We start from the raw sequence: 21,490 nt of genomic DNA, 5'->3' as shown, positions 1-21,490 counted from the left end.
AGAAGGATGTCAAGTTATTAGAAAAAAGTTAGCGTATGTTTATGGGTTCTAGCTTTATTATTGAGTTGCTTATCTGCGGAGTCTGCTTTTGCTGCCGGTACTACAATTTGTCATCAAATGTTAAAAGACCCCCAATTTTAAAGAAAAAGGAGGAGTGTTAAGTTATGTGTAAAAAGTGTAGCGTATGTTTATGGGTCCTTGCTTTATTATTGAATTGCTTCACTGGGAAGTCTGCGTATGCTGCCAGTACTACAATTGCAAAACATGCAGGGAATTCAAACCCGCTTATAGACCATCATTTGGGAGCAGATCCGTTTGCGCTTACCTATAACGGAAGAGTCTACATCTATATGTCAAGCTATGACTATGAATATAATAGCGACGGAACGATTAAGGATAATTCATTTGCCAATTTGAATAAAATATTCGTCATTTCTTCAGCAGATATGGTGAACTGGACAGATCACGGAGCGATTCCTGTAGCGGGTGCCAATGGGGCGAATGGCGGCCGGGGGATTGCTAAATGGGCAGGAGCATCATGGGCCCCGTCAGCCGCGGTGAAAAAGATCAATGGTAAAGATAAATTTTTCCTTTATTTCGCAAACGGCGGCGGAGGTATCGGGGTTCTCACCGCAGACAGCCCGACCGGCCCATGGACAGATCCGATCGGAAAAGCGCTGGTAACGCCAAATACGCCAGGAATGTCCGGTGTTGTATGGCTTTTTGATCCGGCAGTATTCGTAGATGATGATGGTACCGGTTACCTATATGCCGGCGGAGGCGTTCCGGGCGGTTCTAATCCCACGCAGGGGCAATGGGCCAATCCTAAAACAGCAAGAGTCATGAAATTAGGGCCTGATATGACCAGTGTTGCCGGAAGTGCATCTACGATTGATGCGCCTTTTATGTTTGAAGATCCGGGAATGCATAAGTATAACGGAAAATATTACTATTCCTATTGTATCAATTTCGGGGGCGCGCACCCGGCCGATAAACCTCCAGGTGAGATCGGCTATATGACCAGCTCAAGTCCTATGGATTCTTTTTCGTATAGAGGGCACTTTCTGAAAAATCCGGGAGCATTTTTCGGAGGTGGCGGGAACAATCACCATGCTGTTTTCAATTTTAAAAACGAGTGGTATGTGGTGTATCATACTCAAACTGTCAGCTCCGCTCTTTACGGGGCCGGCAAAGGATATCGCTCTCCCCATATTAATAAGCTTGTGCATAATCCAGATGGCTCCCTGCAAGAGGTAGCGGCAAATTTTGCAGGTGTCAAACAGCTATCCAACTTGAATCCATATAACCGGGTAGAAGCGGAAACGTTTGCCTGGAACGGACGGAGTTTGACAGTGGCATCCTTAGCACCCGGCGGGCCGGTCAATAATCAACATGTCACAAACATTCATAACGGAGACTGGATTGCTGTAGGAAATGCAGAATTCGGGTCAGGCGGTGCCAGGACGTTTAAAGCAAATGTAGCATCGGCTGGAGGCGGAAAAATAGAAGTGCGTCTCGATAGTGCAAACGGTAAGCTTGTCGGAACCTTGAATGTCCCTTCCACAGGCGGAACGCAATCTTGGAGAGAAATAGAAACTGCGGTAAGCGGCGCAGCCGGTATTCACAACGTATTCTTTGTATTTACCGGAACTGGTACAGGAAACTTGTTTAATTTTGATTACTGGCAGTTTACGCAAAGATAGGAGAAAACCTTTTGTTTGTAAATATAAAATGAGACAGAACAGATTTTTCTAATACCGTAAAGACAGATGAAGGAGAGGAAAAAATGATTTCATTCGTAAAAAAACCACTTTTTGTATTATTGGTATGTTTCACTATGCTGTCAGTCATACTAACCGGACCAGGCGCCACTGAAGTTTTGGCAGCAAGTGATGTAACAGTTAATTTATCTGCAGAAAAACAAGTGATTCGCGGATTTGGAGGAATGAACCACCCCGCTTGGATTGGGGATCTTACAGCAGCTCAAAGAGAAACCGCTTTGGCAATGGACAGAGTCAGTTAGGTTTTTCAATCTTAAGAATTCATATTGATGAAAATAGAAATAATTGGTACAGTGAATTAGAGACTGCAAAGAGTGCGATCAAACATGGAGCAATCGGTTTTTGCTTCTCCCTGGAATCCTCCAAGCGATATGGTCGAAACCTTCAATCGAAATGGTGACACATCAGCTAAACGGCTAAGATACGATAAGTACGCTGCATACGCGCAGCATCTTAACGATTTTGTTACCTACATGAAGAATAACCTACATGAAGAATAATGGTGTGAATCTTTATTCGATTTCCGTTCAAAACGAACCTGATTATGCACACGACTGGACGTGGTGGACTCCGCAAGAAATGCTTCGTTTTATGAGAGAAAATGCCGGTTCGATTAATACCCGTGTCATTGCGCCTGAGTCATTTCAATACTTGAAGAATTTGTCGGACCCGATTTTGAACGATCCGCAGGCTCTTGCCAATATGGATATTCTCGGAACCCACCTTTATGGTACTCAGGTCAGTCATTTTCCTTATCCTCTTTTCAAACAAAAAGGAGCGGGGAAGGACCTTTGGATGACGGAAGTATACTATCCGAACAGTGATAACAACTCGGCGGATCGATGGCCCGAGGCATTGGATGTTTCACATCATATTCACAACTCGATGGTAGAGGGAGATCTTCAAGCTTATGTTTGGTGGTACATTCGCAGATCATACGGTCCTATGAAAGAAGACGGTGCGATCAGCAAACGCGGTTACAATATGGCTCATTTCTCGAAGTTTGTGCGTCCCGGCTATATAAGGGTTGATGCAACGAAAAACCCTAATCCGAACGTTTACGTGTCAGCCTATAAAGGTGACAACAAGGGCGTTATTGTTGCCATTAACAAAAGCAACACAGGAGTCAACCAAAACTTTGTTTTGCAGAATGGATCTGCTTCTCAGGTATCTAGATGGATCACGAGCAGCAGCAGCAATCTTCAACCTGGAACGAATCTCAATGTAACTGGCAATCATTTTTGGGCGCATCTTCCAGCTCAAAGCGTGACAACATTTGTCGCAAATCGTTAAGGGTACCTAAGGCACGCAACTCATTTTTCAATAGAATGTTATATCTCAAGCTTTTTTAGTTTACATAATATATATTCTAGGAAGTAAACAAAATAAAAGAATTTCTGTCTCAACTCAAAAGTATACTTAAGTTAGTGAGACAGAAGATGAAATTTTACTATTGAATGTCCAAATCAAAAAAATGGCGTTTTCAATCCATAATATATTGCTTCTAAATCTCCCAGCGTCATATCGCCATATGCGCATTTGATAACCGAGTCAGCAAATACATCGTAGTCATAATCTGTAGAAAAACCTTGCTGCAGCTGTTTTTCATAAGCTTCAATCTGTTCTTTTTGATGTTGGATATCATTTTCCTTACCCGGATAGTCCGGACCATTTATCGCATTATTCATTTCTTTGAACAGCATCATATACTGCTTCAGTGTTTCATCCACAACCTAACCTCCTTGTTTTGCTGTATAAGATGATGAAAACGGACATCATTGCTGATGCCCGCCAAAAGCTAAACTGATCTGGGTTCCGTTCCCCAAATAAGTTTTCCATGTTTATATAGTATGATTTTTTTCATTGTTTTAAACGCATTTGATTGGAAAAAATCCAATCCTCGCGTTGTGCATAATTGCTCCAGTCATCATTCTGAAGACAAAGCTGTATATTCTCTGTGCTGTGTTTGCTCGCTCCTGGTGACAGCGTTCCATTTTTAAACCCTAGTTCCAGATCTGGTTTCCGTTCGTACTACCATCACCTGCTCTGTATTGCACAGAGAAGCTGTTTTTTTGTTTGGGTTAATCTTGTGTTGGCGTTTCAACGCTTCCCTTCATCGAATTTTGTTGCCGAGAATGTTTTCTCTTACGAACGTTCCTGAAGCGGATAAATCTGATAACGGCCACCCTCCTGTTTTAGATGCTCCCGGCTTTAAAGCTGAAGATGATTCCTGCTTATCAGAAAGATTCCAGTTTACCCAGCTGATGTTCTTGCTGTTGAGATAATTTAGCCATTCCCGTGACTGGTTAAGAAATACTCCGCCATTTCCAGAAGCATCGCTTGTCCCCCACTCCGTCACAAAAATAGGTTCTCCTTTGCTGAGTGCATAGTTTGCTTTATCCCGTAAAAACTGGCCATGTGTGCCGGCATAAAAATGAAGCGCGTACATGACATTTGCATCCTGAAGCTGATCATCGGCAGCATCATTCACATCCTGGCTCCATGTGCCGGTACCGACAATGATGATGTTGTCGGGATCGTTTTTGCGGATAACGGGAATCACTTCTTCCGCATACGGTTTAATATCACGCTTCCAGTTCACATCGCCGTTTGGTTCGTTCGCAATTTCATAAATCACGTTTGGCGTGCTTCCGTAAAGGCTTGACATTTCCTTGAAGAATTCTTTTGCCTTCTCTTTATTTTGGTTAGGATTGCCGTCATTTAAGATATGCCAGTCAATGATGACATATATCCCAAGCTCTTTTGCCGCTTCAACCGCTTCTTTTACTTTGTTTTTCACAGACGGATTATCAATATAACCGCCGTCTGCCGTATACATCGCCGCTCGGAAAACCGTAATGCCCCAATCGTCTCTCAGCCATTTTAAGGTGTCTTTATTGACAAAATCACCATACCATTGCAATCCATGTGAACTGATCCCCTTCAGCTGCACCGCCTTTCCGTCTTGATTGACTAGCTGTGTTCCTTTTATGCTTAGCTGCCCATTTATGGATACTGGCGTTTCCCCCCCTGCTGCAGATGCTTGTGGAGCAGGCATACCGCCGATTGCTAGTAATGCAATGAATAAACATACGATTAAATTAGAGACTGAACGTTTCATATAGAATATTCTTTCCTCCTTTAAATCATTATGTGCTTAGCAACTCACAGCTCTCCTCCCTTTTTTGTAGCACGGACTCATTGTAAAAAACCTTTCTCATGATTGTCTATCAACCTAATTTCTTGTTTTTAGGCGGTTTAAAAGGCTGCCAATTTGCTCTTTTTGTCTTGTTTCAGATACTGCTAATACAGGTGGACCACATATAAAAGTGTTTAACCAGGACTTTACACGTTGCTTTTTTATGAAATCATAACATTCCGCTTCTTTTCGCCAAATAAAAAGGCTGCATTCAATTTGAATGCAGCCGAGTTCTTATACTTCTTGTCTTTCATCTTCCCAAGTTTCAGTGTTTTTAAGACCCGGGATGTTTTTCGCTTTGAATACAGGATCAAGTCCTTGTTTACGCTGTTTCGCGTAATCTTTATACACTTTGTAAGCAACGTTCGACAGCAGTGTAATAACAATTAAGTTAATCAGCGCCATGATCCCCATAAAGAGGTCCGCCATGTCCCATACAATCTGGAACCCTGCTACACATCCAAAGACCACCATAGCAATAACCGCGATGCGGTAAATATTCAGCCATGTTTTGCTTGTTTTAATAAATTCAATGTTTGTCTCACCATAATAATAGTTTCCGACAACTGAACTAAAGGCAAACAAGAACATTGCGATTGCTATAAAACCAGGCGCCCAACCTCCAATATGATGGCTCAGAGCAGCCTGTGTCACTTGGATGCCGTCTCCTTTTGGTGTTACACTGTATAGTAAAATGATAAACGCTGTAGATGTACATACGATAAATGTATCGAAAAACACGCCTAATGTTTGAATAAAGCCCTGTTTTGCCGGATGCGAAACATGAGCTGTCGCAGCAGCGTTAGGCGCGCTACCCATTCCCGCTTCGTTAGAGAAAAGCCCGCGCTGTGCACCGATGACGATGATCGCTCCCAGTCCTCCGCCAACAACTTGTTCAAATCCCAAAGCATTTTTGACAATTGTCGCAATTACGCTTGGGAATGCAGAAATATTGGTGAATACAACATATAGTGCAATGAGAATATAAAGACCCGCCATTACCGGAACAATCAATTGTGTCACTGCGACTACACGTTTTAAACCGCCGAAAATAATAAAAGCCGTTAAAGCAGCAAGAACAATAGCCACAACTGTTTTGTTCACATGAAATGCGCCTTCTAACGCTCCCGCAATTGTATTGGATTGAACAGCGTTAAAAATTAAACCGAATGATACAGTAATTAAAACAGCGAATACGATTCCGAGCCACCTGACTCCAAGACCTTTTTGAATATAGTAAGCCGGTCCGCCGCGGAAATCGTTTCCGTCCTTCACTTTAAAAAGCTGTGCTAACGTACTCTCAACAAAGCTTGAAGCCATACCTACAGCAGCTACAACCCACATCCAAAAGACAGCGCCTGGACCGCCTGTCGCAATTGCTAAGGCAACACCAGTCAAATTGCCTGTCCCGACTCGGGATGCGGCAGAAATAAAGAACGCCTGCATAGATGTTACACCTTTATTTCCTTCAGACTTCTCACCTACTATTCTGAACATTTCAATAAAATAACGGAATTGGATAAAACCAAAACGAAGTGTAAAAAATAGTCCAAGTCCTATTAAAATATAAAATAAATAGTTCCAGATAAAATCACTTGGAATATTGATCAAACTGTTGAAAAAAGACTCCATATTGACCTCCCGTTTTCATCAATTCATTGTGAATTCATATTTGATGTTAGATTTTTTAACATAACGAGTTTTATTATATCACAATATGTCGAATTAGGAAGTTTTTTCGTGAAGGTTATTGTCTTAGACTGATGTTTCACTCCTTTGATCCCCTCCTTCTCTATTATTTTCCTATGAATAAAGAGTTCTCTTTTTATAAAGTAAGATTTCTTTCCTGCCACCTTCCGTTTTCTTTGATAAATAAACTCATAAATCCTAAACAACCAACATATCTTTTAAAATGTGTTTTTATTCACATCTTAGATCGGGTATACATACACTAATAAAAGAAATTATCCTTTCAAAAATATGCAAAAAGATATATACTTAACAAAGTGAAATTTATTTTTAAATTTAATAAATCAAGTTTACTTTTAGAATGGATTAGGGTATTATTATAAAAATATTCAGTAATATTAAAGGAGGGGGAGATCAATTGAAAAAAGTAACGATACTAAAAGCGTCTATCTTATTTTTGGCGATTGCCAGTTTTCATTTGTTCTCAATTCCCCACGCCTTTGATATCGGCCATCATTATAAAGCTGTAGCTGACCAGCAAGAAATGCATGAGATGAAAGCCGGCCAAAATGCTGATGATGAGAAGAAATCCTTCACAGGAGCATTTGCGCTTACTGCTTTATGGGCAATGGCTGTTCTGCTTCTGACCGCTGAAAGCAAAAGTACGGGCTACTCCCGCAGGCGCCAGCGGAAAAAAAGCTTTATACTGGCCAAATTTTATCAATCGTCTTATTTCGGCAAACTTCATGTTCAACATCACCCGATTATATAACGAAAATATGAGGAGGCTGTTAAACATGTTGTTTATCTTAAGAATGGTGATTTTAGGCTTGTTTTCTTTCACAGCACTGAATTTATTTGTATGGCAAGGAATCGAATTTGTTCATGCCTTTACAGATCTTTTCACCAGCCATGAAAGCTAATTGAAAATGAAAAACGAAACCCGCTCATATCACATGAGCGGGTTTTTTTATTATTGTTCTGTATGAAGGCGCCAAACAGCTGTAACCTTGCCTGATTCCTCTTCATCAATAAAGAAAGAGCCATTGCTGTACCTGTCGTTTGTCCGCAGGTCTTTTGCCAGCAGTTCTTTTCTTTCGCCTTTTTCCGTTTCCACCATAAATCGCTGTTCAAGACCGCAAGCGAACAGTGCTACGACCCGGTGAGGATTTTTCTTCAGTTCCCTTAGCATAACAACACCGCGTTTTGCACGGGATGTTTTTTCAAACTCGGAAAGACTCATGCGTTTCACCGCTCCCCGCTGTGTGAACAATACAATTGAATTAGATTCTTGTAGGATTTTCCCGGAGACAACAAAGTCATCTTCTTTTAAGTTAATCCCTTTGACACCAGCAGCGCGCGCGCCAACTACATTTACTTCGTCTTCTCCAAACCATAAACCGTACCCTAGGTGAGTGGCCATAAAGATCTGGCTTTCCCCATTTGTTACATGTACATCAATCAGTTCGTCTTCACCCTTCAGATTTAAGGCCACAAGCGCTTTAGAATAACGCTGTGCTTTATAATGAGTGAGCTCTGTCTTTTTCACCATTCCGTTTTTCGTAAAGAATAATAGATACGCCGACGGATCAAATTCTTTTATCGGTATGGCCTTTACAATCGTTTCATCACGGTCAATGGTGATCATATTTGAAAAATGCTGGCCCATGTCCTTCCATCTAATATCAGGCAGCTGGTGAACCGGACAATAGATGTAGCTTCCTTTGTTCGTAAAGAGCAGCAGCACATCCGTCGTATTCATTTCAAACTGATGCAGCATCCTGTCCGTATCTTTCATCCCGAAATCCTGGCCATTGGAAGCGGCAAATGAGCGCTGGCTCGTCCGTTTTAGGTAACCATCCTTCGTAACGGTCACATATACATCCTCAGACGCAACCATAACTTCAAGGTTAATCTTAATTTCCTCAATTTTTTCTTCAATGACGGAGCGTCTCGTGTCTGCATATTTCTTTTTCAATGCTTTTAAGCTGTTTGTGATCACTTTTAACAGCTTTTTATCATTGCTCAGAATGGATTCGAGCTCTTCAATTTTTTTACCAAGCTCTTCTGCCTCTTCTTTCAGTGCTGTGATATCTGTATTGGTTAAACGATAAAGCTGCAATGACACAATGGCTTCAGCCTGAGGCTCTGTAAATTCATATTTTGCAATTAAGTTGTTTTTAGCGTCACGTTTATCGCTTGAAGAACGAATTGTTGCAATGACTTCATCCAGAATGGACAAAGCTTTCATGAGTCCTTCTACGATGTGATGTCTGTCTTTTGCTTTTTGAAGCTCATAAACGGACCGGTTTGTGACGACTTCCTTTTGGTGACCGATATATGCATCCAAAATAGACGGCAGGCTCATCAACATCGGGCGGCGATTATGAATAGCCACCATGTTAAAGTTATAGGTGATTTGCAAATCAGTATTTTTATATAAGAAATTCAAAATGCCATTGGCATCCGCTTCTTTTTTCAGTTCAATGACCACTCTCAGCCCAGTTCGATCCGTTTCATCACGAACCTCTGAGATGCCTTCAACCTTTTTATCAATGCGGTACTCGTCCATTTTTTTCACTAGGTTTGCTTTATTTACTTCAAATGGAATCTCCGTAATGACAATTTGTTCACGTCCGCCTCTGATTGTTTCAATTTCAGCTTTTCCGCGGATAATGATTTTTCCTTTTCCGGTTTCATAGGCTTTTTTTATGCCGTCAACGCCTTGAATAATACCGCCTGTCGGAAAATCAGGCCCTTTAATGACTTCCATGAGTTCATCAACAGAGCAAGATGGCATTTGAATGCGCTTGATAACAGCATCAATGACTTCTCCCAGATGATGAGGGGGAATGTCGGTCGCATATCCCGCTGATATCCCGGTAGAGCCGTTGACCAATAGGTTAGGAAACATCGCCGGGAGTACGACAGGCTCCTTGCTTGTATCATCGAAGTTCGGCACAAATTCAACTGTATTTTTGTCAATATCCCGAAGAAGCTCAGAAGCGATCGGTGATAATCTCGCTTCTGTATAACGCATGGCTGCCGGGGGATCCCCGTCGATACTCCCGTTGTTCCCATGCATTTCAATTAACACATTTCGCACTTTCCAATCCTGGCTCATCCGCACCATTGCTTCATAAACCGAACTGTCACCGTGCGGATGATAGTTACCGATGACGTTACCAACCGTTTTAGCCGCTTTTCTGAAGTTTTTATCAAACGTGTTTCCATCTGTATGCATCGCATACAGAATTCTGCGCTGTACGGGCTTTAAACCGTCTCTTGCATCAGGAAGCGCCCTGTCTTGAATAATATATTTACTATAGCGTCCAAAACGGTCGCCGATCACCTCTTCTAATGGTAAATCATGAAATAATTCTGGCTGTGACAACATTAAACCTCCTCAGCGACCGATAAGTTTTCATTTTCTAAAATATTGCTTTCTTCATCTAAGCCGAAAGCGACGTTTTTCTCAATCCACTTTCTGCGCGGCTCAACTTTGTCTCCCATTAGCGTAGTAACACGTCTCTCTACTCGTGCCGCATCGTCGATTTTGACTCTTACAAGCGTACGGGACTCCGGATTCATCGTCGTTTCCCACAGCTGGTCTGCGTTCATCTCTCCAAGACCCTTATATCGCTGAATGGTATAGCCTTTGCCGACTTTTTTCAGCACATCATCCATCTCTTCATCAGACCATGCATATTCAATGATTTCCTTTTTCCCGCTACCTTTACTGACCTTATATAAAGGAGGCAGTGCAATGAACACTTTGCCATGCTCAATCAGCGGCTTCATATAGCGATAGAAAAAGGTAAGAAGCAGCACTTGAATATGAGCGCCGTCCGTATCTGCATCGGTCATAATGATGATTTTGTCGTAGTTGATATCATCGATTGAGAAATCCGCTCCGACTCCCCCGCCGATCGCATGAATGATCGTATTGATCTCTTCATTTTTAAAGATATCAGCAAGCTTAGCTTTTTCCGTATTAATGACTTTCCCGCGTAAAGGCAGAACCGCTTGGAATCTGCGGTCTCTTCCCTGCTTTGCTGACCCGCCTGCCGAATCACCCTCAACGAGATACAATTCATTTTTTGCCGGGTTTCTCGAACCCGCAGGCGTCAGCTTCCCGCTTAATGTCGCTTCTGATTTTTTTCGTTTTTTGCCGCTTCTTGCTTCTTCGCGGGCTTTGCGTGCCGCTTCACGGGCCTGGCTTGCTTTGATTGCTTTTTTGACAAGAAGCGTTGCAGTATCCCGGTTTTCCTCTAAAAAGTAAGCAAGCTGCTCTGAAACAACTGCATCAACTGCTGATCTCGCTTCACTAGTACCAAGCTTTCCTTTTGTTTGTCCTTCAAATTGGAGAAGCTCCTCAGGAATCCGAACAGAAATAATGGCTGAAAGCCCTTCTCTTATATCGGTGCCCTCCAGGTTTTTATCTTTTTCTTTCAGCAAAGCCACTTTTCGCGCATATTCATTAAAAGCACGTGTCATCGCTGTTTTTGCACCTGACTCATGAGTCCCGCCGTCTTTGGTTCTGACGTTGTTAACAAACGATAAAATGTTTTCAGAATAGCCGTCGTTAAACTGGAACGCAAAGTCCACTTCTATTGAGTGATGCTCCCCCTCAAATGAGACCACTTCAGACAAGGCGTCTTTTTCCTCATTTAAATAAGCGACAAACGATTCTATGCCGTTCTCATAATAGAATACCTCATGCTGGTCATTGCGCTCGTCAATCAGCTCAATTTTTAATCCTTTTAACAAAAACGAAGATTCTCTTAAGCGTTCAGAAAGCGTTTCAAAATTATAAGTCGTTGTGCTGAACATCGTAGGATCTGGCTTAAAGTGCGTTAACGTTCCTGTCTTTTTTGTTTTGCCGATCTTTTCGAGAGATGTAACTGGTTTTCCTCCGTTTTCAAAACGCTGCTGATAGACGAAACCGTCCCGCTCAATGGTAACCGTCAGCCATTCAGATAAAGCATTCACAACTGATGCACCAACTCCGTGCAGCCCCCCGCTTGTTTTATAGCCGCCTTGACCAAACTTTCCTCCGGCATGAAGCACCGTTAAAATCACTTCAGGGGTTGGTTTGCCGAGCTTATGCATTCCGGTTGGCATGCCGCGGCCTCTATCCTGTACAGATATACTGTTGTCTTTATGTATTTTGACGATTATGTGATCTCCATGGCCGGCAAGCACCTCATCGACAGAGTTATCTACAATTTCATAAACCAAGTGGTGCAAGCCCCGTGCGTCAGTAGAGCCAATATACATACCCGGTCTTTTTCTGACGGCCTCAAGGCCTTCGAGCACCTGTATGGCATCTTCGTTGTAATCAAATTGCTGTTTTCTAGCCAAACGTACAAACCCCTTTCAAAAACTAACATTGTCTTTCTCTTTTTCAGTGTTACACCATCAATTGTATAAAGTATTTGTTATAAACCTCGCCTCGAGCCGGTACTGCCTTGGACTCCTCATTATAACCAATATGTTGGCAATCGCAACATAGCGCTAACGAAACAGTTCGCAAAACATCGGATAGTGCTGTTTTTACACTATGAGAACGTATGTTTGTTTATTATATATAAAGCAGCAGACCTTCGCAAATCGAACGGCCGAAATCCAGCTAGACAAGGTATTCAAAAAAAGCTGTTCAAGCTTTATTGTATCTGTTTCACCGTAATACGCAAACAATATCTTAAAATTAAAAAGCAAAAATCCTTGAATTCACAAGGATTTTTGCAGTTTGCACCTATTTTGTTACAGCGTGCGCTACTTTTATGCACAGATCCATGATAACCGTTCTGTCTTTTTGCTTTAGCATCTGGTAAGCTTCTTCGTTTACCAGCCCTTGCTGTGCCCAAAATACTGGAGCGCCTGTCTCCAAAAATTCTTCCGCTACGACTGGCAGCTGTTCTGAGCGCCGGAATACATTGACGATGTCAATCGGACCCTCAATCTCTTGTAAAGATGAAACGGCTTTGACACCAAGTGCCTCATTAATTGTAGGATTGACGGGAATGATTTCATAGCCCGCATCCTGCATTGCTTTGGAAACCATATGCGACGTTCTATCCGGCCGGTCTGAAAGCCCCACTACCGCAATTCGCTTGCTTTGATCAAGAATCTCTTTAATTTCCGCTTTGGAAGGGTTTTGCATCATGTACCACTCCTTTTCATCTATTTTACCCGATCAAAATGTAAGAAATCAAAATATGATGCATGTTTGATAAGATTTGTAAGCAAACTTTACAAAAAACTTATCATCAGATTATGATATCTCATGTTAAAATAGAAAGAAGGGAATTTGAAAAAGGAGAAATGTAGATGTTAATTGCTTTATTGATTATTTTGGCCTACCTGATAGGCAGTATTCCATCTGGCTTAATTGTGGGCAAGCTTGCCAAGGGAATTGATATTCGGGAGCACGGAAGCGGCAACTTAGGAGCTACCAATGCATTCCGTACATTGGGCGTAAAAGCTGGTTCGGTCGTTATAGCCGGGGATATTTTGAAAGGAACGCTGGCAACTGCATTGCCTTTTCTCATGCATGTTGATATTCATCCGCTTCTTGCAGGAGTCTTTGCGGTTTTTGGCCACGTGTTCCCCATCTTCGCCAAATTTAAAGGCGGCAAAGCCGTGGCAACGTCCGGAGGCGTTTTGTTATTTTACGCACCTTTGTTATTTATCACGATGGTCGCGGTATTTTTCATCTTTTTATACTTGACTAAATTTGTTTCTCTGTCATCAATGTTAACAGGGATTTATACTGTTATATATAGTCTCTTTGTCCATGATAAGTATTTATTGATTGTCGTTACCCTGCTCACTATATTTGTGATATACAGACACCGGGCGAACATTAAACGAATTATCAATAAAACAGAACCTAAAGTGAAATGGTTATAAACCTTCTCTTTTGACACAGATTAGCCTAGTACGTTTATAATAGAGAAAATTCAAAAGAAGAACGAAGGGGTGTTCTGTAATGAATATGACAATTAACGAAGACGCACTGAACTGGTATAAGGAAGAGCTCGATTTAGAAAGCGGAGACCAGGTTCGCTTTTTCGTCCGCTACGGCGGCTGCAGCAACGTTCAAAAAGGATTTTCTCTCGGAGTGGCGAAAGATGCCCCACAAGAGGCTGGAGCCACTGCAGAAGCCGGCGGCATCACCTTCTTTATTGAAGAAAGTGATCTATGGTACTTCGATAACCACGACCTACTAGTCAGCTATTCAGCGGACGCTGATGAACCGGTTTTTGAATACCAATAAAAAAAGAACGCACGTTAAGTGCGCTCTTTTTTTTTATAAATCAAATCTTATCAGATGATCTGTCAGGTTTTCTTGTTCCAAAATATATTTTTGTGTCTCTCCCAGCAGGTCAAAGTGAGGAAATTCACTTTTTTTATGTATCCATTCTTTTTTTAAACCGTACGCCGCTCCCCACTGAATCAGCTTATCAATATCTGCACAGCCTGCTTTTGTCACAGTCTTTGCTTCCGGAAACCGGTCATCCAGCCAGTAATGTGTTAAAAATGCGATTTCTCCTCTTTTCACTGCTTGTTTCCAGCGGTTGAGTTCTTCACGTTTCACACCAAACGCCATATCTTGTTCACTTCCCTATTTCTTGGCCTTTTCATATGCTTCGTGCCAATCAGGGAAAGCTTTACGGAACTGAATAGGCTTAAAGCTCTCTTTATCTACACAAATATGAGATGAGGTGGCTTCGATGGAAAGCTCACCGGCCGGATTGTAAATGTGATATCCATAGATGGTTTTAAAGCCGTTGTATTGCTCTATCCATGTGTGCACATCCGCAGTTTCTCCATAATGAAGCGGCTTTTTATAGGAAATATTGATGTCAACGACTGGAGACAGGACACCTTTCTTTTCCATATCACTGTATAAAAATCCTAAATCCTTAATCAGATCCGTTCTGCCGACCTCCATCCACACAAGATAATTGGCGTGATAGACAATCCCCATTTGATCTGTTTCTGCGTAACGCACTTCTATTTCTTTTTTTGATACATGCAAGATTACTCTGCTCCCTTAACGTCAATTTAGCCCCATTTTACCATAATCAAATCAGAAAGAAAAAAACCAGGTTTCCCTGGTTTTTAAGAGCGGTATCCGTTTTCTCTCGCTGCAGATTCGTCTTGAATTTCATTGCGAAACGCTTCGATGCTTTGTTCGCGTCTAGCATTTTTTTCTTTGATGCGCTGTTTATCTTCTCCTGAAGCAAACTCCATTGATGCTTCTGCTTCTTCTATGTTTTCAATTGTATTTTGAACCATATCCTGCAATTTTTCTACATTATCAGAACGGTCATCAGGATTAGACTGCTGATATTGATTTTGGTTCTTTGTCATTCGGATGTACCCCCTAGAATTAAACTTGATTCGGCGCTACTCGCCTTTTGTCTGCATGATGATCGGCTGCTGTCCGGAAGTATCATGCATTTTTTCCCCTTTATTGGCTTTATACTTTACAGGCTTTGTACCCAAGTGGCTTGGCGCATATTGAGGCTGACCGTTTTTCTTGTTGTTTCCCATGTTTATCCCTCCTCAACAGATAGGATTCTCTAAAGGAGGGGTAAACATGAATACAAATTAAAGGTTATTTTTGCTTAAATCGCTGTTCAAGCTTTTCCTCAAGCTGATTTAAATACTCCGTATTGGTCATCAGCTCTTTTTTGTTTTCCATGACGAGCTCATGAAAGGAACGCTTTCTCATCTTCTTCACCCTACTCACCTCCGCATATTCTTTTATTTTTTCCAATTCTGAAAACTTGTAAGCATATCTGAACATAAAAAACTGAATCTAATCAAGATCCAGTTTTTGTTCCATTTCTTTTTTTGTCATAGTGCCAATGTGTATGTCTTGAATAACACCTTTTGCATTTAAGATATACGTCGTTGGGTATGACATCACATTATAATCAGCATTGACCCCTTTTTTATCAATCAAAATAGGAAACGTTAAATCATACGTATCGGCAAATGTCCGGACCTGTTTCTCGCTTTTCTCAGCTGTAGTGAAATTTACCGCAACAACCGCAAGTTCGTCGGCGTGTTCTTTTTGCAGCTGTTCCATCGCCGGCATTTCCTGGCGGCACGGTTTACACCAAGTCGCCCAAAAATTGAGCAATACTTTTTTGCCTTTTGTGTCCTGTAAGGAACTTTTCTCTCCCGATAGCGTTCTCAAAGAAAAGTCAGGTGCTTGCTGTCCCTCTTCAATCCCGACTTCTTTTTTGCTGTACGTTTGATACAAATTCCATCCCATATAACCGGCAAGCATGATAAGCAGGATCCCTGCGAGCCATTTTTTTAGCATATGCCACCTCCGCAGCACACTTTGTCATAAAAAGAAGAGAAAGCAGAATGCCTTCTCTTCCTATTGATTCATTAGGACTGTTTCATTTTTTCACGAAGCACCATTTGCAGGATGCCGCCATGGCGATAGTAATCAATTTCCACTTCACTATCAAAGCGGACGACTGCTTCAAATGTTGTTACATGACCATCTTCATTGATTGCTCTTACTGTCACAAGGTCACGAGGACGAACTGTTTCATCAACATCAACCTCGATAACTTCTTTACCTGTTAAACCGAGTGTTTCCGCATTTTCCCCTTGTTTAAACTGAAGCGGCAGCACACCCATGAATACAAGGTTGCTTCTGTGAATTCTTTCAAAGCTTTCAGCAATTACCGTTCTGATGCCGAGAAGGTTTGTTCCTTTTGCAGCCCAGTCACGTGAAGATCCCATACCATAGTCTTTTCCTGCTAATACGACAAGACCTGTTTTATTTTCTTTATATCTCATGCACGCCTCATAGATGGACGTTACTTCACCAGTCGGCCAGTACGTTGTATATCCGCCTTCTGTACCCGGTGCGATTTGGTTTTTGATGCGGATGTTTGCAAATGTTCCTCTCATCATAACCTCATGGTTTCCGCGGCGGGAACCGTAGGAGTTAAAGTCGCGAGGGGAAACGCCTTTTTCTTGCAAATACTTTCCGGCAGGCGTGTCTTTTCCAATTGCCCCCGCAGGAGAAATATGGTCAGTTGTGACTGAATCGCCGAATTTACCTACAACACGCAAACCTTTTAATGGTTCAACCTTACCTGGCTCAACAGACATTTCTTCGAAGAATGGCGGATTTTGAATGTAAGTTGACTCGTTATCCCATTTATATAGCGCTTCATCTGTAGTTTCAATCTCGTTCCATCGCTTGTTGTCATCAAATACTGTTTCATACTCTTTGCGGAAGAGCTCAGGCGTAACAGTTTGCTTAACAAGTGAATTGATTTCGTCCATTGACGGCCAAATATCGTTAAAGTATACGTTTTGACCATCTTTGCCCACACCGATCGGATCAGTTTTCAGATTAATGTTTACCGTTCCAGCCAGCGCATATGCTACAACGAGCGGCGGAGAAGCAAGATAGTTGCCTTTAACAAGCGGGTGAATACGCCCTTCAAAGTTACGGTTTCCGGAAAGGACAGATGTAATCAGAAGATCATTTTTCGCAACTGCTTCTTCGATTTCTGGTGAAAGCGGACCTGAGTTTCCGATACATGTTGTACATCCGTACCCCACGAGGTTAAAACCAAGCTCTTTCATGTATGGAAGAAGGCCTGAATTCACAAGATATCCTGTAACAACTTTAGATCCCGGTGCAAGTGACGTTTTTACGTAATTAGGCACTTTAAGCCCTAACTCAACCGCTTTTTTCGCTACGAGTCCGGCACCGATTAGAACGTACGGGTTGGATGTATTCGTACAGCTTGTGATTGCAGCAATGGCGATCGCTCCCGTTTTCATAACTGTTTCTTCGCCATTCAGGAGTTTAAACTTAATTTCTTTTTCTTCTTCTTCAGCATCCATACCGAATCCTTGGTTACCCGCAGGGCTGACTAAATGCTTTTTAAACGTTTCCTGCATGGCAGAAAGCGGGATCAAATCCTGAGGGCGTTTTGGACCTGATAAGTTTGCTTCAATTTGAGACAGGTCAATTTCAACCACATCAGTAAATTGAGGGTCTTCCACATCTGGAGTGTAGAACAAGCCATTGTTTCTGCAGTATGCTTCGACAACATCAATGTGTTCAGGATCACGGCCTGTCAGGCGCATATAGTTTAGCGCTTCTTCATCTACTGGGAAGAATCCGCATGTAGCACCGTATTCCGGAGCCATGTTCGCAATAGTTGCACGATCTGCAAGCGGCAGTTCAGCAACTCCAGGCCCAAAGAATTCGACAAACTTGCCGACAACGCCTTTTTCACGCAGCACCTGTGTCACTTTTAACGCCAAGTCAGTAGCTGTTGTTCCGTTCGGAAGCTTGCCGACAAGTTTCGCGCCAATTACCTCAGGAACTGGGAAGTAAGAAGGCTGTCCAAGCATTCCCGCTTCAGCTTCAATTCCGCCGACACCCCAGCCAAGAACGCCAATACCGTTAATCATTGTTGTATGTGAGTCTGTTCCGACAAGCGTATCAGGGTATGTTACAAGTTCACCGTCTTCTTCAATTGCATGGACGACACTTGCCAGGAACTCTAGGTTTACCTGGTGCACGATACCTGTTGCAGGCGGCACTGCCTGATAGTTATTAAACGCTTTCTTTGCCCAGCTTAAAAATTTGTAGCGCTCTGCATTTCTTTTGAATTCCAAGTCCATATTAATAGCTAACGCATCTTCTGTGCCCGCTTTATCAACCTGTACTGAGTGGTCGATAACGAGATCAACAGGAATTTCGGGGTTAATTTTATCAGGATCTCCGCCGACAGCTGCCATTGCTTTCCGCAGTGAAGCAAGGTCTACTACTGCCGGAACCCCTGTGAAATCTTGTAAAATAACACGAGATGGTTTAAACGGAACGTCGATTTCCTTTAATTCGGCAGTTCCCCATTTTGCCAAATTTTCCACGTGTTCTTTTTTGATGACGAATCCGTCAACTTGACGCAATACTGATTCTAATAGAACTTTGATGGAATAAGGAAGCTTCGAAACCTTCCCGATACCTGAATCTTCTAACGCCTTTAAAGAGTAGTAATGATATGTTTTCCCATTAGTAGTAAACGTTTTTCTCGCTTGGAAAACGTCTTTTGTTGCAGTTTTTTGCTCGTTTGCCATTCTCCAAAATCCCCCTTCAGATCAGATCATTCTCAGATGAAGTAAATTCCATCACAATTTTCTCACAATTTCATATTAAAACAAAATCATACATAAGTAAATATCAATGTTTTTATTAAATACAATAAGTTCGGCTTATCGGACAAATGTACCGGTAATTATTACTGTTTATGCTCCCTCATATAACACAACAAAAGGAGCCATATTAAGATTGAGGTGATAATGATGGTCAAAAGAAAAGCGAATCACGTAATCAACGGAATGAATGACGCGAAAAGCCAAGGCAAAGGCGCCGGCTACGTTGAAAACGACCAGCTTGTACTAACTGAAGCTGAACGCCAAAATAATAAGAAAAGAAAAACCAATCAATAACACCGGACTCTTTTAAGGAGGTTCTCATGATATGACCAATAAAAATACAAGTAAAGATATGCATAAAAACGCCCCTAAAGGACACAACCCGGGTCAGCCGGAGCCTCTCAGCGGAAGCAAAAAAGTGAAAAATCGAAACCACACAAGACAGAAGCACAACTCAAGCCATGATATGTAAGAAAAGCAGACCTTAGTGTCTGTTTTTTGATGCGTTCACCCATTTCTGATAATCCGCATATGATGTAAAGCAAGGTTGATATGTGGAGGAATGCTTCCATGACCCATTCAAAACGTAATGATGCTAATGATTTCGATAGTATGGATGAATGGCTTCGGCAATTGTTTGAAGACCCCTTCGCCTGGTACGACGAAACATTGCCTATTGATTTATATGAAACAAGTCAGCAGTATATAATCGAAGCCGATCTGACTTTTTTACAGCCGACACAAGTAACGGTTACCCTGTCTGGCTGCGAGTTCATCTTAACAGTCAAATCGTCAGGGCAGACTTTTGAAAAACAAATAAGGCTTCCTTTTTATTTTAATGACAAAACCATTCAAACCGAATGCGAAAATCAAATACTCACAGTTGCCGTCAATAAAGAAGTAGGAGATGGTTCTTCTTTCTCTCTTCAATTTCCTCTCAGTTAATATAAAAAGTCACTTTCATCCCCTATTATGAAAGTGACTTTTTTTCCGTCCATTTATCGTCAAATACCCTCTAGTGACTCTCCCATGGCCAAATAGCAGATTCACTATACAATAGAATATGATCTACTATCTCTTTTGACTAGACGTCTATCACTTTTTTCTATTCTTTTTTTACTGTGTTCTTCTAATCTCTCTTCGTATACAATATGGTTAGAATAAGGGGGAATGATTAATGCTGGAAGGCTGGTTTTTGTGGTTTATTCTGTTTTGGGTGATCATGATGGTTGTCTTATTATCAATCGGCGGTTTCTTTATGTTTCGAAAGTTTTTAAAGCGTTTACCGAAAGAAGACGGAAGGTCAGAGCTTGATTGGCAGGATTACTATATCGAAAACAGCATGCATTTGTGGAGCAATGAAAACAAACAATTTCTTAACGAATTGGTTTCGCCGGTTCCGGAGCTGTTCAGAGATGCAGCAAAAGCCAAAATTGCAGGTAAAATCGGTGAGCTTGCATTAGAAGAAAAGGTATCAAAGATTGATCAGCAACTAATGATCAGAGGTTATATTCTCGCAACTCCTAAAAGAGACCATACCTTCTTAAAAAGACATCTGCAGGACAAAAAAATTGATCTCGAACCTTATCAGACCCTTCTCAAATAAAAAACCTTTCCTGATAGAAGGAAAGGTTTTTTAATTCATTTGAATATTAGCTGACTGCAGCTCGTTATGAAGTTTTCGATATGATAAATACATGGCGATTCTCCACGGTACAATCATACCGAAAGCCAAAATCCAAAACATTCCGCTCAGTGCGCCGTAATCAATTGTTGTGCTCAAGATCGATTTCATCACGATTCTGATCACCAAAAGACCGACTAATATAAATGCAAATGCTTTAGAACGTTTCATGTAAATTTCATTATTTCTAATTTCAAACTTAGACGTTTTGATGAGAAAAATTGAGAAAATCACGCCTAAAGTGATCGCTTCTAAAAACTCTGCACCAGTGACCCAAAATACCGGAAATAAAAACATTAACGCTCCCGTACTCATAAAAATCGGCGGAAGAATGATTTTTTTCGGTGAGACGGGCTTGTCAGAGGACTTTATTCTGATCACCATCACAGCTACAGCCATTAACACAGCAATAATCGATGAAACTATAATCATCATACTTATCATTCCTTTGTTTCTAGGAGTGTTGATACTATATACTATACTCCAAAATAATAAAAAAAACCATTTTGGAAATGACGTTACTATCCCATAACGCGGCTAATAGCTTCTAACACTTTTGTTTCCTCGAACGGCTTGACAATAAAGTCCTTTGCTCCCAACTCAATCGCCTCCGTTACAATTCTTTGCTGGCGCATGGCGGTGCACATGATGACCTTCGCTTTAGGATCGAAGGTTAAGATATCACGAAGCGCCTTAATGCCGTTTTTCACCGGCATTGTAATATCCATAGTCACGATGTCCGGCCGCAGTTTTTTATACAGGTCCGCTGCTTGCTCACCGTCCGCCGCTTCGCCTGCAATTATGTAATTTGCCTCTTCCAAGATCTCTCTGATTTTCACCCTCATGAACTTGGCGTCGTCTACAACTAAAACTCTTGTCATATTCCCCTCCAACAATCGATTTCCACAGATA

Annotated in this window: 23 protein-coding genes and 2 pseudogenes; 10 read left to right on the top strand and 15 right to left on the bottom strand. The window is 41.7% G+C overall.

Annotation, left to right across the window (positions count from 1 at the left end; genetic code table 11):
- The first annotated feature begins 164 nt into the window (after nt 1-164).
- Both Q3W56_RS01660 and xynC read left to right on the top strand, forming a co-directional pair.
- Nucleotides 165-1,703 carry a glycoside hydrolase family 43 protein gene (locus Q3W56_RS01660; RefSeq protein ID WP_302894265.1) on the top strand — a complete coding sequence of 513 codons (1,539 nt, stop codon included), beginning with the start codon at nt 165-167 and terminating at the stop codon, nt 1,701-1,703.
- An 83-nt stretch (nt 1,704-1,786) separates the two neighbouring features.
- A pseudogene (gene xynC / locus Q3W56_RS01655) lies at nt 1,787-3,074 on the top strand (glucuronoarabinoxylan endo-1,4-beta-xylanase XynC).
- Nucleotides 3,075-3,247: 173 nt separating this feature from the next.
- Here xynC and Q3W56_RS01650 read toward each other — a convergent pair.
- The 3 genes and pseudogenes from Q3W56_RS01650 to Q3W56_RS01640 form a co-directional block, all read right to left on the bottom strand.
- The gene (locus Q3W56_RS01650) at nt 3,248-3,511 is read right to left on the bottom strand and encodes a YnfE family protein (RefSeq protein ID WP_302894264.1); all 264 of its coding nucleotides are present in this window, start codon (nt 3,509-3,511) and stop codon (nt 3,248-3,250) included.
- Nucleotides 3,512-3,579: 68 nt separating this feature from the next.
- Nucleotides 3,580-4,902: pseudogene (locus tag Q3W56_RS01645) on the bottom strand (glycoside hydrolase family 5 protein).
- A gap of 312 nt (nt 4,903-5,214) precedes the next feature.
- Nucleotides 5,215-6,612 carry an alanine/glycine:cation symporter family protein gene (locus tag Q3W56_RS01640; protein ID WP_302894263.1) on the bottom strand — a complete coding sequence of 466 codons (1,398 nt, stop codon included), beginning with the start codon at nt 6,610-6,612 and terminating at the stop codon, nt 5,215-5,217.
- A 475-nt stretch (nt 6,613-7,087) separates the two neighbouring features.
- Between Q3W56_RS01640 and Q3W56_RS01635 the strand changes: the two genes are divergently transcribed.
- Nucleotides 7,088-7,441, top strand: coding sequence for a hypothetical protein (locus Q3W56_RS01635; protein WP_019714543.1), 354 nt, complete (start codon nt 7,088-7,090; stop codon nt 7,439-7,441).
- Nucleotides 7,442-7,466: 25 nt separating this feature from the next.
- Complete coding sequence (locus Q3W56_RS01630; protein ID WP_014113948.1) at nt 7,467-7,592, top strand: hypothetical protein; 126 nt, start codon at nt 7,467-7,469, stop codon at nt 7,590-7,592.
- 50 nt (nt 7,593-7,642) lie between these two features.
- Here the strand turns inward: Q3W56_RS01630 and parC are convergent, their stop codons facing one another.
- From parC to Q3W56_RS01615, 3 genes are all read right to left on the bottom strand, one after another.
- Nucleotides 7,643-10,063, bottom strand: a complete 2,421-nt coding sequence (gene parC, locus Q3W56_RS01625) for a DNA topoisomerase IV subunit A (protein WP_302894262.1) — start codon at nt 10,061-10,063, stop codon at nt 7,643-7,645.
- Nucleotides 10,064-10,065: 2 nt separating this feature from the next.
- A complete protein-coding gene (parE, locus tag Q3W56_RS01620) occupies nt 10,066-12,033 on the bottom strand; it encodes a DNA topoisomerase IV subunit B (protein WP_019714541.1) in 1,968 nt (655 codons plus the stop codon).
- A 394-nt stretch (nt 12,034-12,427) separates the two neighbouring features.
- Nucleotides 12,428-12,835 carry a CoA-binding protein gene (locus Q3W56_RS01615; protein ID WP_302894261.1) on the bottom strand — a complete coding sequence of 136 codons (408 nt, stop codon included), beginning with the start codon at nt 12,833-12,835 and terminating at the stop codon, nt 12,428-12,430.
- Nucleotides 12,836-13,002: 167 nt separating this feature from the next.
- Here Q3W56_RS01615 and plsY point away from each other — a divergent pair, with 167 nt between their 5' ends.
- Both plsY and Q3W56_RS01605 read left to right on the top strand, forming a co-directional pair.
- Entirely contained in the window at nt 13,003-13,584 is a 582-nt protein-coding gene (gene plsY, locus Q3W56_RS01610) for a glycerol-3-phosphate 1-O-acyltransferase PlsY (RefSeq protein ID WP_302894260.1), read from the top strand.
- A 79-nt stretch (nt 13,585-13,663) separates the two neighbouring features.
- Nucleotides 13,664-13,951, top strand: coding sequence for a HesB/YadR/YfhF family protein (locus Q3W56_RS01605; protein ID WP_014113944.1), 288 nt, complete (start codon nt 13,664-13,666; stop codon nt 13,949-13,951).
- Between the two features lie 33 nt (nt 13,952-13,984).
- Here the strand turns inward: Q3W56_RS01605 and Q3W56_RS01600 are convergent, their stop codons facing one another.
- From Q3W56_RS01600 to acnA, 7 genes are all read right to left on the bottom strand, one after another.
- Complete coding sequence (locus Q3W56_RS01600) at nt 13,985-14,284, bottom strand: hypothetical protein (protein ID WP_019714536.1); 300 nt, start codon at nt 14,282-14,284, stop codon at nt 13,985-13,987.
- A gap of 15 nt (nt 14,285-14,299) precedes the next feature.
- The gene (locus Q3W56_RS01595; RefSeq protein WP_302894259.1) at nt 14,300-14,716 is read right to left on the bottom strand and encodes a YbgC/FadM family acyl-CoA thioesterase; all 417 of its coding nucleotides are present in this window, start codon (nt 14,714-14,716) and stop codon (nt 14,300-14,302) included.
- 83 nt (nt 14,717-14,799) lie between these two features.
- Nucleotides 14,800-15,051 carry a small acid-soluble spore protein Tlp gene (tlp, locus tag Q3W56_RS01590; RefSeq protein ID WP_019714534.1) on the bottom strand — a complete coding sequence of 84 codons (252 nt, stop codon included), beginning with the start codon at nt 15,049-15,051 and terminating at the stop codon, nt 14,800-14,802.
- A gap of 36 nt (nt 15,052-15,087) precedes the next feature.
- Nucleotides 15,088-15,234 carry an acid-soluble spore protein SspN gene (gene sspN / locus Q3W56_RS01585; protein ID WP_003221249.1) on the bottom strand — a complete coding sequence of 49 codons (147 nt, stop codon included), beginning with the start codon at nt 15,232-15,234 and terminating at the stop codon, nt 15,088-15,090.
- A 64-nt stretch (nt 15,235-15,298) separates the two neighbouring features.
- Nucleotides 15,299-15,424, bottom strand: a complete 126-nt coding sequence (locus Q3W56_RS01580; RefSeq protein WP_003244964.1) for an FbpB family small basic protein — start codon at nt 15,422-15,424, stop codon at nt 15,299-15,301.
- A 78-nt stretch (nt 15,425-15,502) separates the two neighbouring features.
- Nucleotides 15,503-16,015 (bottom strand): redoxin domain-containing protein, encoded by a 513-nt coding sequence (locus Q3W56_RS01575; RefSeq protein ID WP_302894258.1) that lies wholly within the window; start codon nt 16,013-16,015, stop codon nt 15,503-15,505.
- A 71-nt stretch (nt 16,016-16,086) separates the two neighbouring features.
- Complete coding sequence (gene acnA, locus Q3W56_RS01570; protein WP_302894257.1) at nt 16,087-18,816, bottom strand: aconitate hydratase AcnA; 2,730 nt, start codon at nt 18,814-18,816, stop codon at nt 16,087-16,089.
- A 225-nt stretch (nt 18,817-19,041) separates the two neighbouring features.
- Here acnA and sspO point away from each other — a divergent pair, with 225 nt between their 5' ends.
- From sspO to Q3W56_RS01550, 4 genes are all read left to right on the top strand, one after another.
- Nucleotides 19,042-19,188: an acid-soluble spore protein SspO gene (gene sspO, locus Q3W56_RS01565; protein ID WP_003221239.1), complete on the top strand. Its 147-nt coding sequence runs from the start codon at nt 19,042-19,044 to the stop codon at nt 19,186-19,188.
- 31 nt (nt 19,189-19,219) lie between these two features.
- On the top strand, nt 19,220-19,366 hold the full coding sequence (locus Q3W56_RS01560) for a small acid-soluble spore protein P (protein WP_003221237.1): 147 nt from the start codon (nt 19,220-19,222) through the stop codon (nt 19,364-19,366).
- Nucleotides 19,367-19,446: 80 nt separating this feature from the next.
- Nucleotides 19,447-19,839 (top strand): outer spore coat protein CotM, encoded by a 393-nt coding sequence (gene cotM / locus Q3W56_RS01555; protein ID WP_268401472.1) that lies wholly within the window; start codon nt 19,447-19,449, stop codon nt 19,837-19,839.
- Nucleotides 19,840-20,071: 232 nt separating this feature from the next.
- Complete coding sequence (locus Q3W56_RS01550; protein ID WP_003221232.1) at nt 20,072-20,500, top strand: DUF2621 domain-containing protein; 429 nt, start codon at nt 20,072-20,074, stop codon at nt 20,498-20,500.
- 30 nt (nt 20,501-20,530) lie between these two features.
- Here Q3W56_RS01550 and Q3W56_RS01545 read toward each other — a convergent pair whose 3' ends face one another.
- Together Q3W56_RS01545 and Q3W56_RS01540 are read right to left on the bottom strand one after the other, a co-directional pair.
- Nucleotides 20,531-21,022: a CcdC family protein gene (locus tag Q3W56_RS01545; RefSeq protein ID WP_080010291.1), complete on the bottom strand. Its 492-nt coding sequence runs from the start codon at nt 21,020-21,022 to the stop codon at nt 20,531-20,533.
- Between the two features lie 77 nt (nt 21,023-21,099).
- The gene (locus tag Q3W56_RS01540) at nt 21,100-21,459 is read right to left on the bottom strand and encodes a response regulator (RefSeq protein WP_019714527.1); all 360 of its coding nucleotides are present in this window, start codon (nt 21,457-21,459) and stop codon (nt 21,100-21,102) included.
- Nucleotides 21,460-21,490 lie beyond the last annotated feature (31 nt).

Origin of the sequence: Bacillus sp. C28GYM-DRY-1, from assembly GCF_030519405.1 — a bacterium.
GTDB lineage: Bacteria > Bacillota > Bacilli > Bacillales > Bacillaceae > Bacillus > Bacillus spizizenii_A.
This window is presented reverse-complemented; position numbering and strand designations above follow the sequence as displayed.

What these genes read in the sequence shown, in the direction of transcription:
- Q3W56_RS01560 (WP_003221237.1), top strand. Translation starts at nt 19,220, where the DNA reads ATGACCAATAAAAATACAAGTAAAGATATGCATAAAAACGCCCCTAAA.
- Q3W56_RS01640 (WP_302894263.1), bottom strand. Translation starts at nt 6,612, where the DNA reads ATGGAGTCTTTTTTCAACAGTTTGATCAATATTCCAAGTGATTTTATC.
- sspO (WP_003221239.1), top strand. Translation starts at nt 19,042, where the DNA reads ATGGTCAAAAGAAAAGCGAATCACGTAATCAACGGAATGAATGACGCG.
- sspN (WP_003221249.1), bottom strand. Translation starts at nt 15,234, where the DNA reads ATGGGAAACAACAAGAAAAACGGTCAGCCTCAATATGCGCCAAGCCAC.
- tlp (WP_019714534.1), bottom strand. Translation starts at nt 15,051, where the DNA reads ATGACAAAGAACCAAAATCAATATCAGCAGTCTAATCCTGATGACCGT.
- Q3W56_RS01575 (WP_302894258.1), bottom strand. Translation starts at nt 16,015, where the DNA reads ATGCTAAAAAAATGGCTCGCAGGGATCCTGCTTATCATGCTTGCCGGT.
- acnA (WP_302894257.1), bottom strand. Translation starts at nt 18,816, where the DNA reads ATGGCAAACGAGCAAAAAACTGCAACAAAAGACGTTTTCCAAGCGAGA.
- Q3W56_RS01540 (WP_019714527.1), bottom strand. Translation starts at nt 21,459, where the DNA reads ATGACAAGAGTTTTAGTTGTAGACGACGCCAAGTTCATGAGGGTGAAA.
- Q3W56_RS01550 (WP_003221232.1), top strand. Translation starts at nt 20,072, where the DNA reads ATGCTGGAAGGCTGGTTTTTGTGGTTTATTCTGTTTTGGGTGATCATG.
- Q3W56_RS01545 (WP_080010291.1), bottom strand. Translation starts at nt 21,022, where the DNA reads ATGATAAGTATGATGATTATAGTTTCATCGATTATTGCTGTGTTAATG.
- Q3W56_RS01660 (WP_302894265.1), top strand. Translation starts at nt 165, where the DNA reads ATGTGTAAAAAGTGTAGCGTATGTTTATGGGTCCTTGCTTTATTATTG.
- Q3W56_RS01615 (WP_302894261.1), bottom strand. Translation starts at nt 12,835, where the DNA reads ATGCAAAACCCTTCCAAAGCGGAAATTAAAGAGATTCTTGATCAAAGC.
- Q3W56_RS01600 (WP_019714536.1), bottom strand. Translation starts at nt 14,284, where the DNA reads ATGGCGTTTGGTGTGAAACGTGAAGAACTCAACCGCTGGAAACAAGCA.
- Q3W56_RS01605 (WP_014113944.1), top strand. Translation starts at nt 13,664, where the DNA reads ATGAATATGACAATTAACGAAGACGCACTGAACTGGTATAAGGAAGAG.
- plsY (WP_302894260.1), top strand. Translation starts at nt 13,003, where the DNA reads ATGTTAATTGCTTTATTGATTATTTTGGCCTACCTGATAGGCAGTATT.
- Q3W56_RS01630 (WP_014113948.1), top strand. Translation starts at nt 7,467, where the DNA reads ATGTTGTTTATCTTAAGAATGGTGATTTTAGGCTTGTTTTCTTTCACA.
- cotM (WP_268401472.1), top strand. Translation starts at nt 19,447, where the DNA reads ATGTGGAGGAATGCTTCCATGACCCATTCAAAACGTAATGATGCTAAT.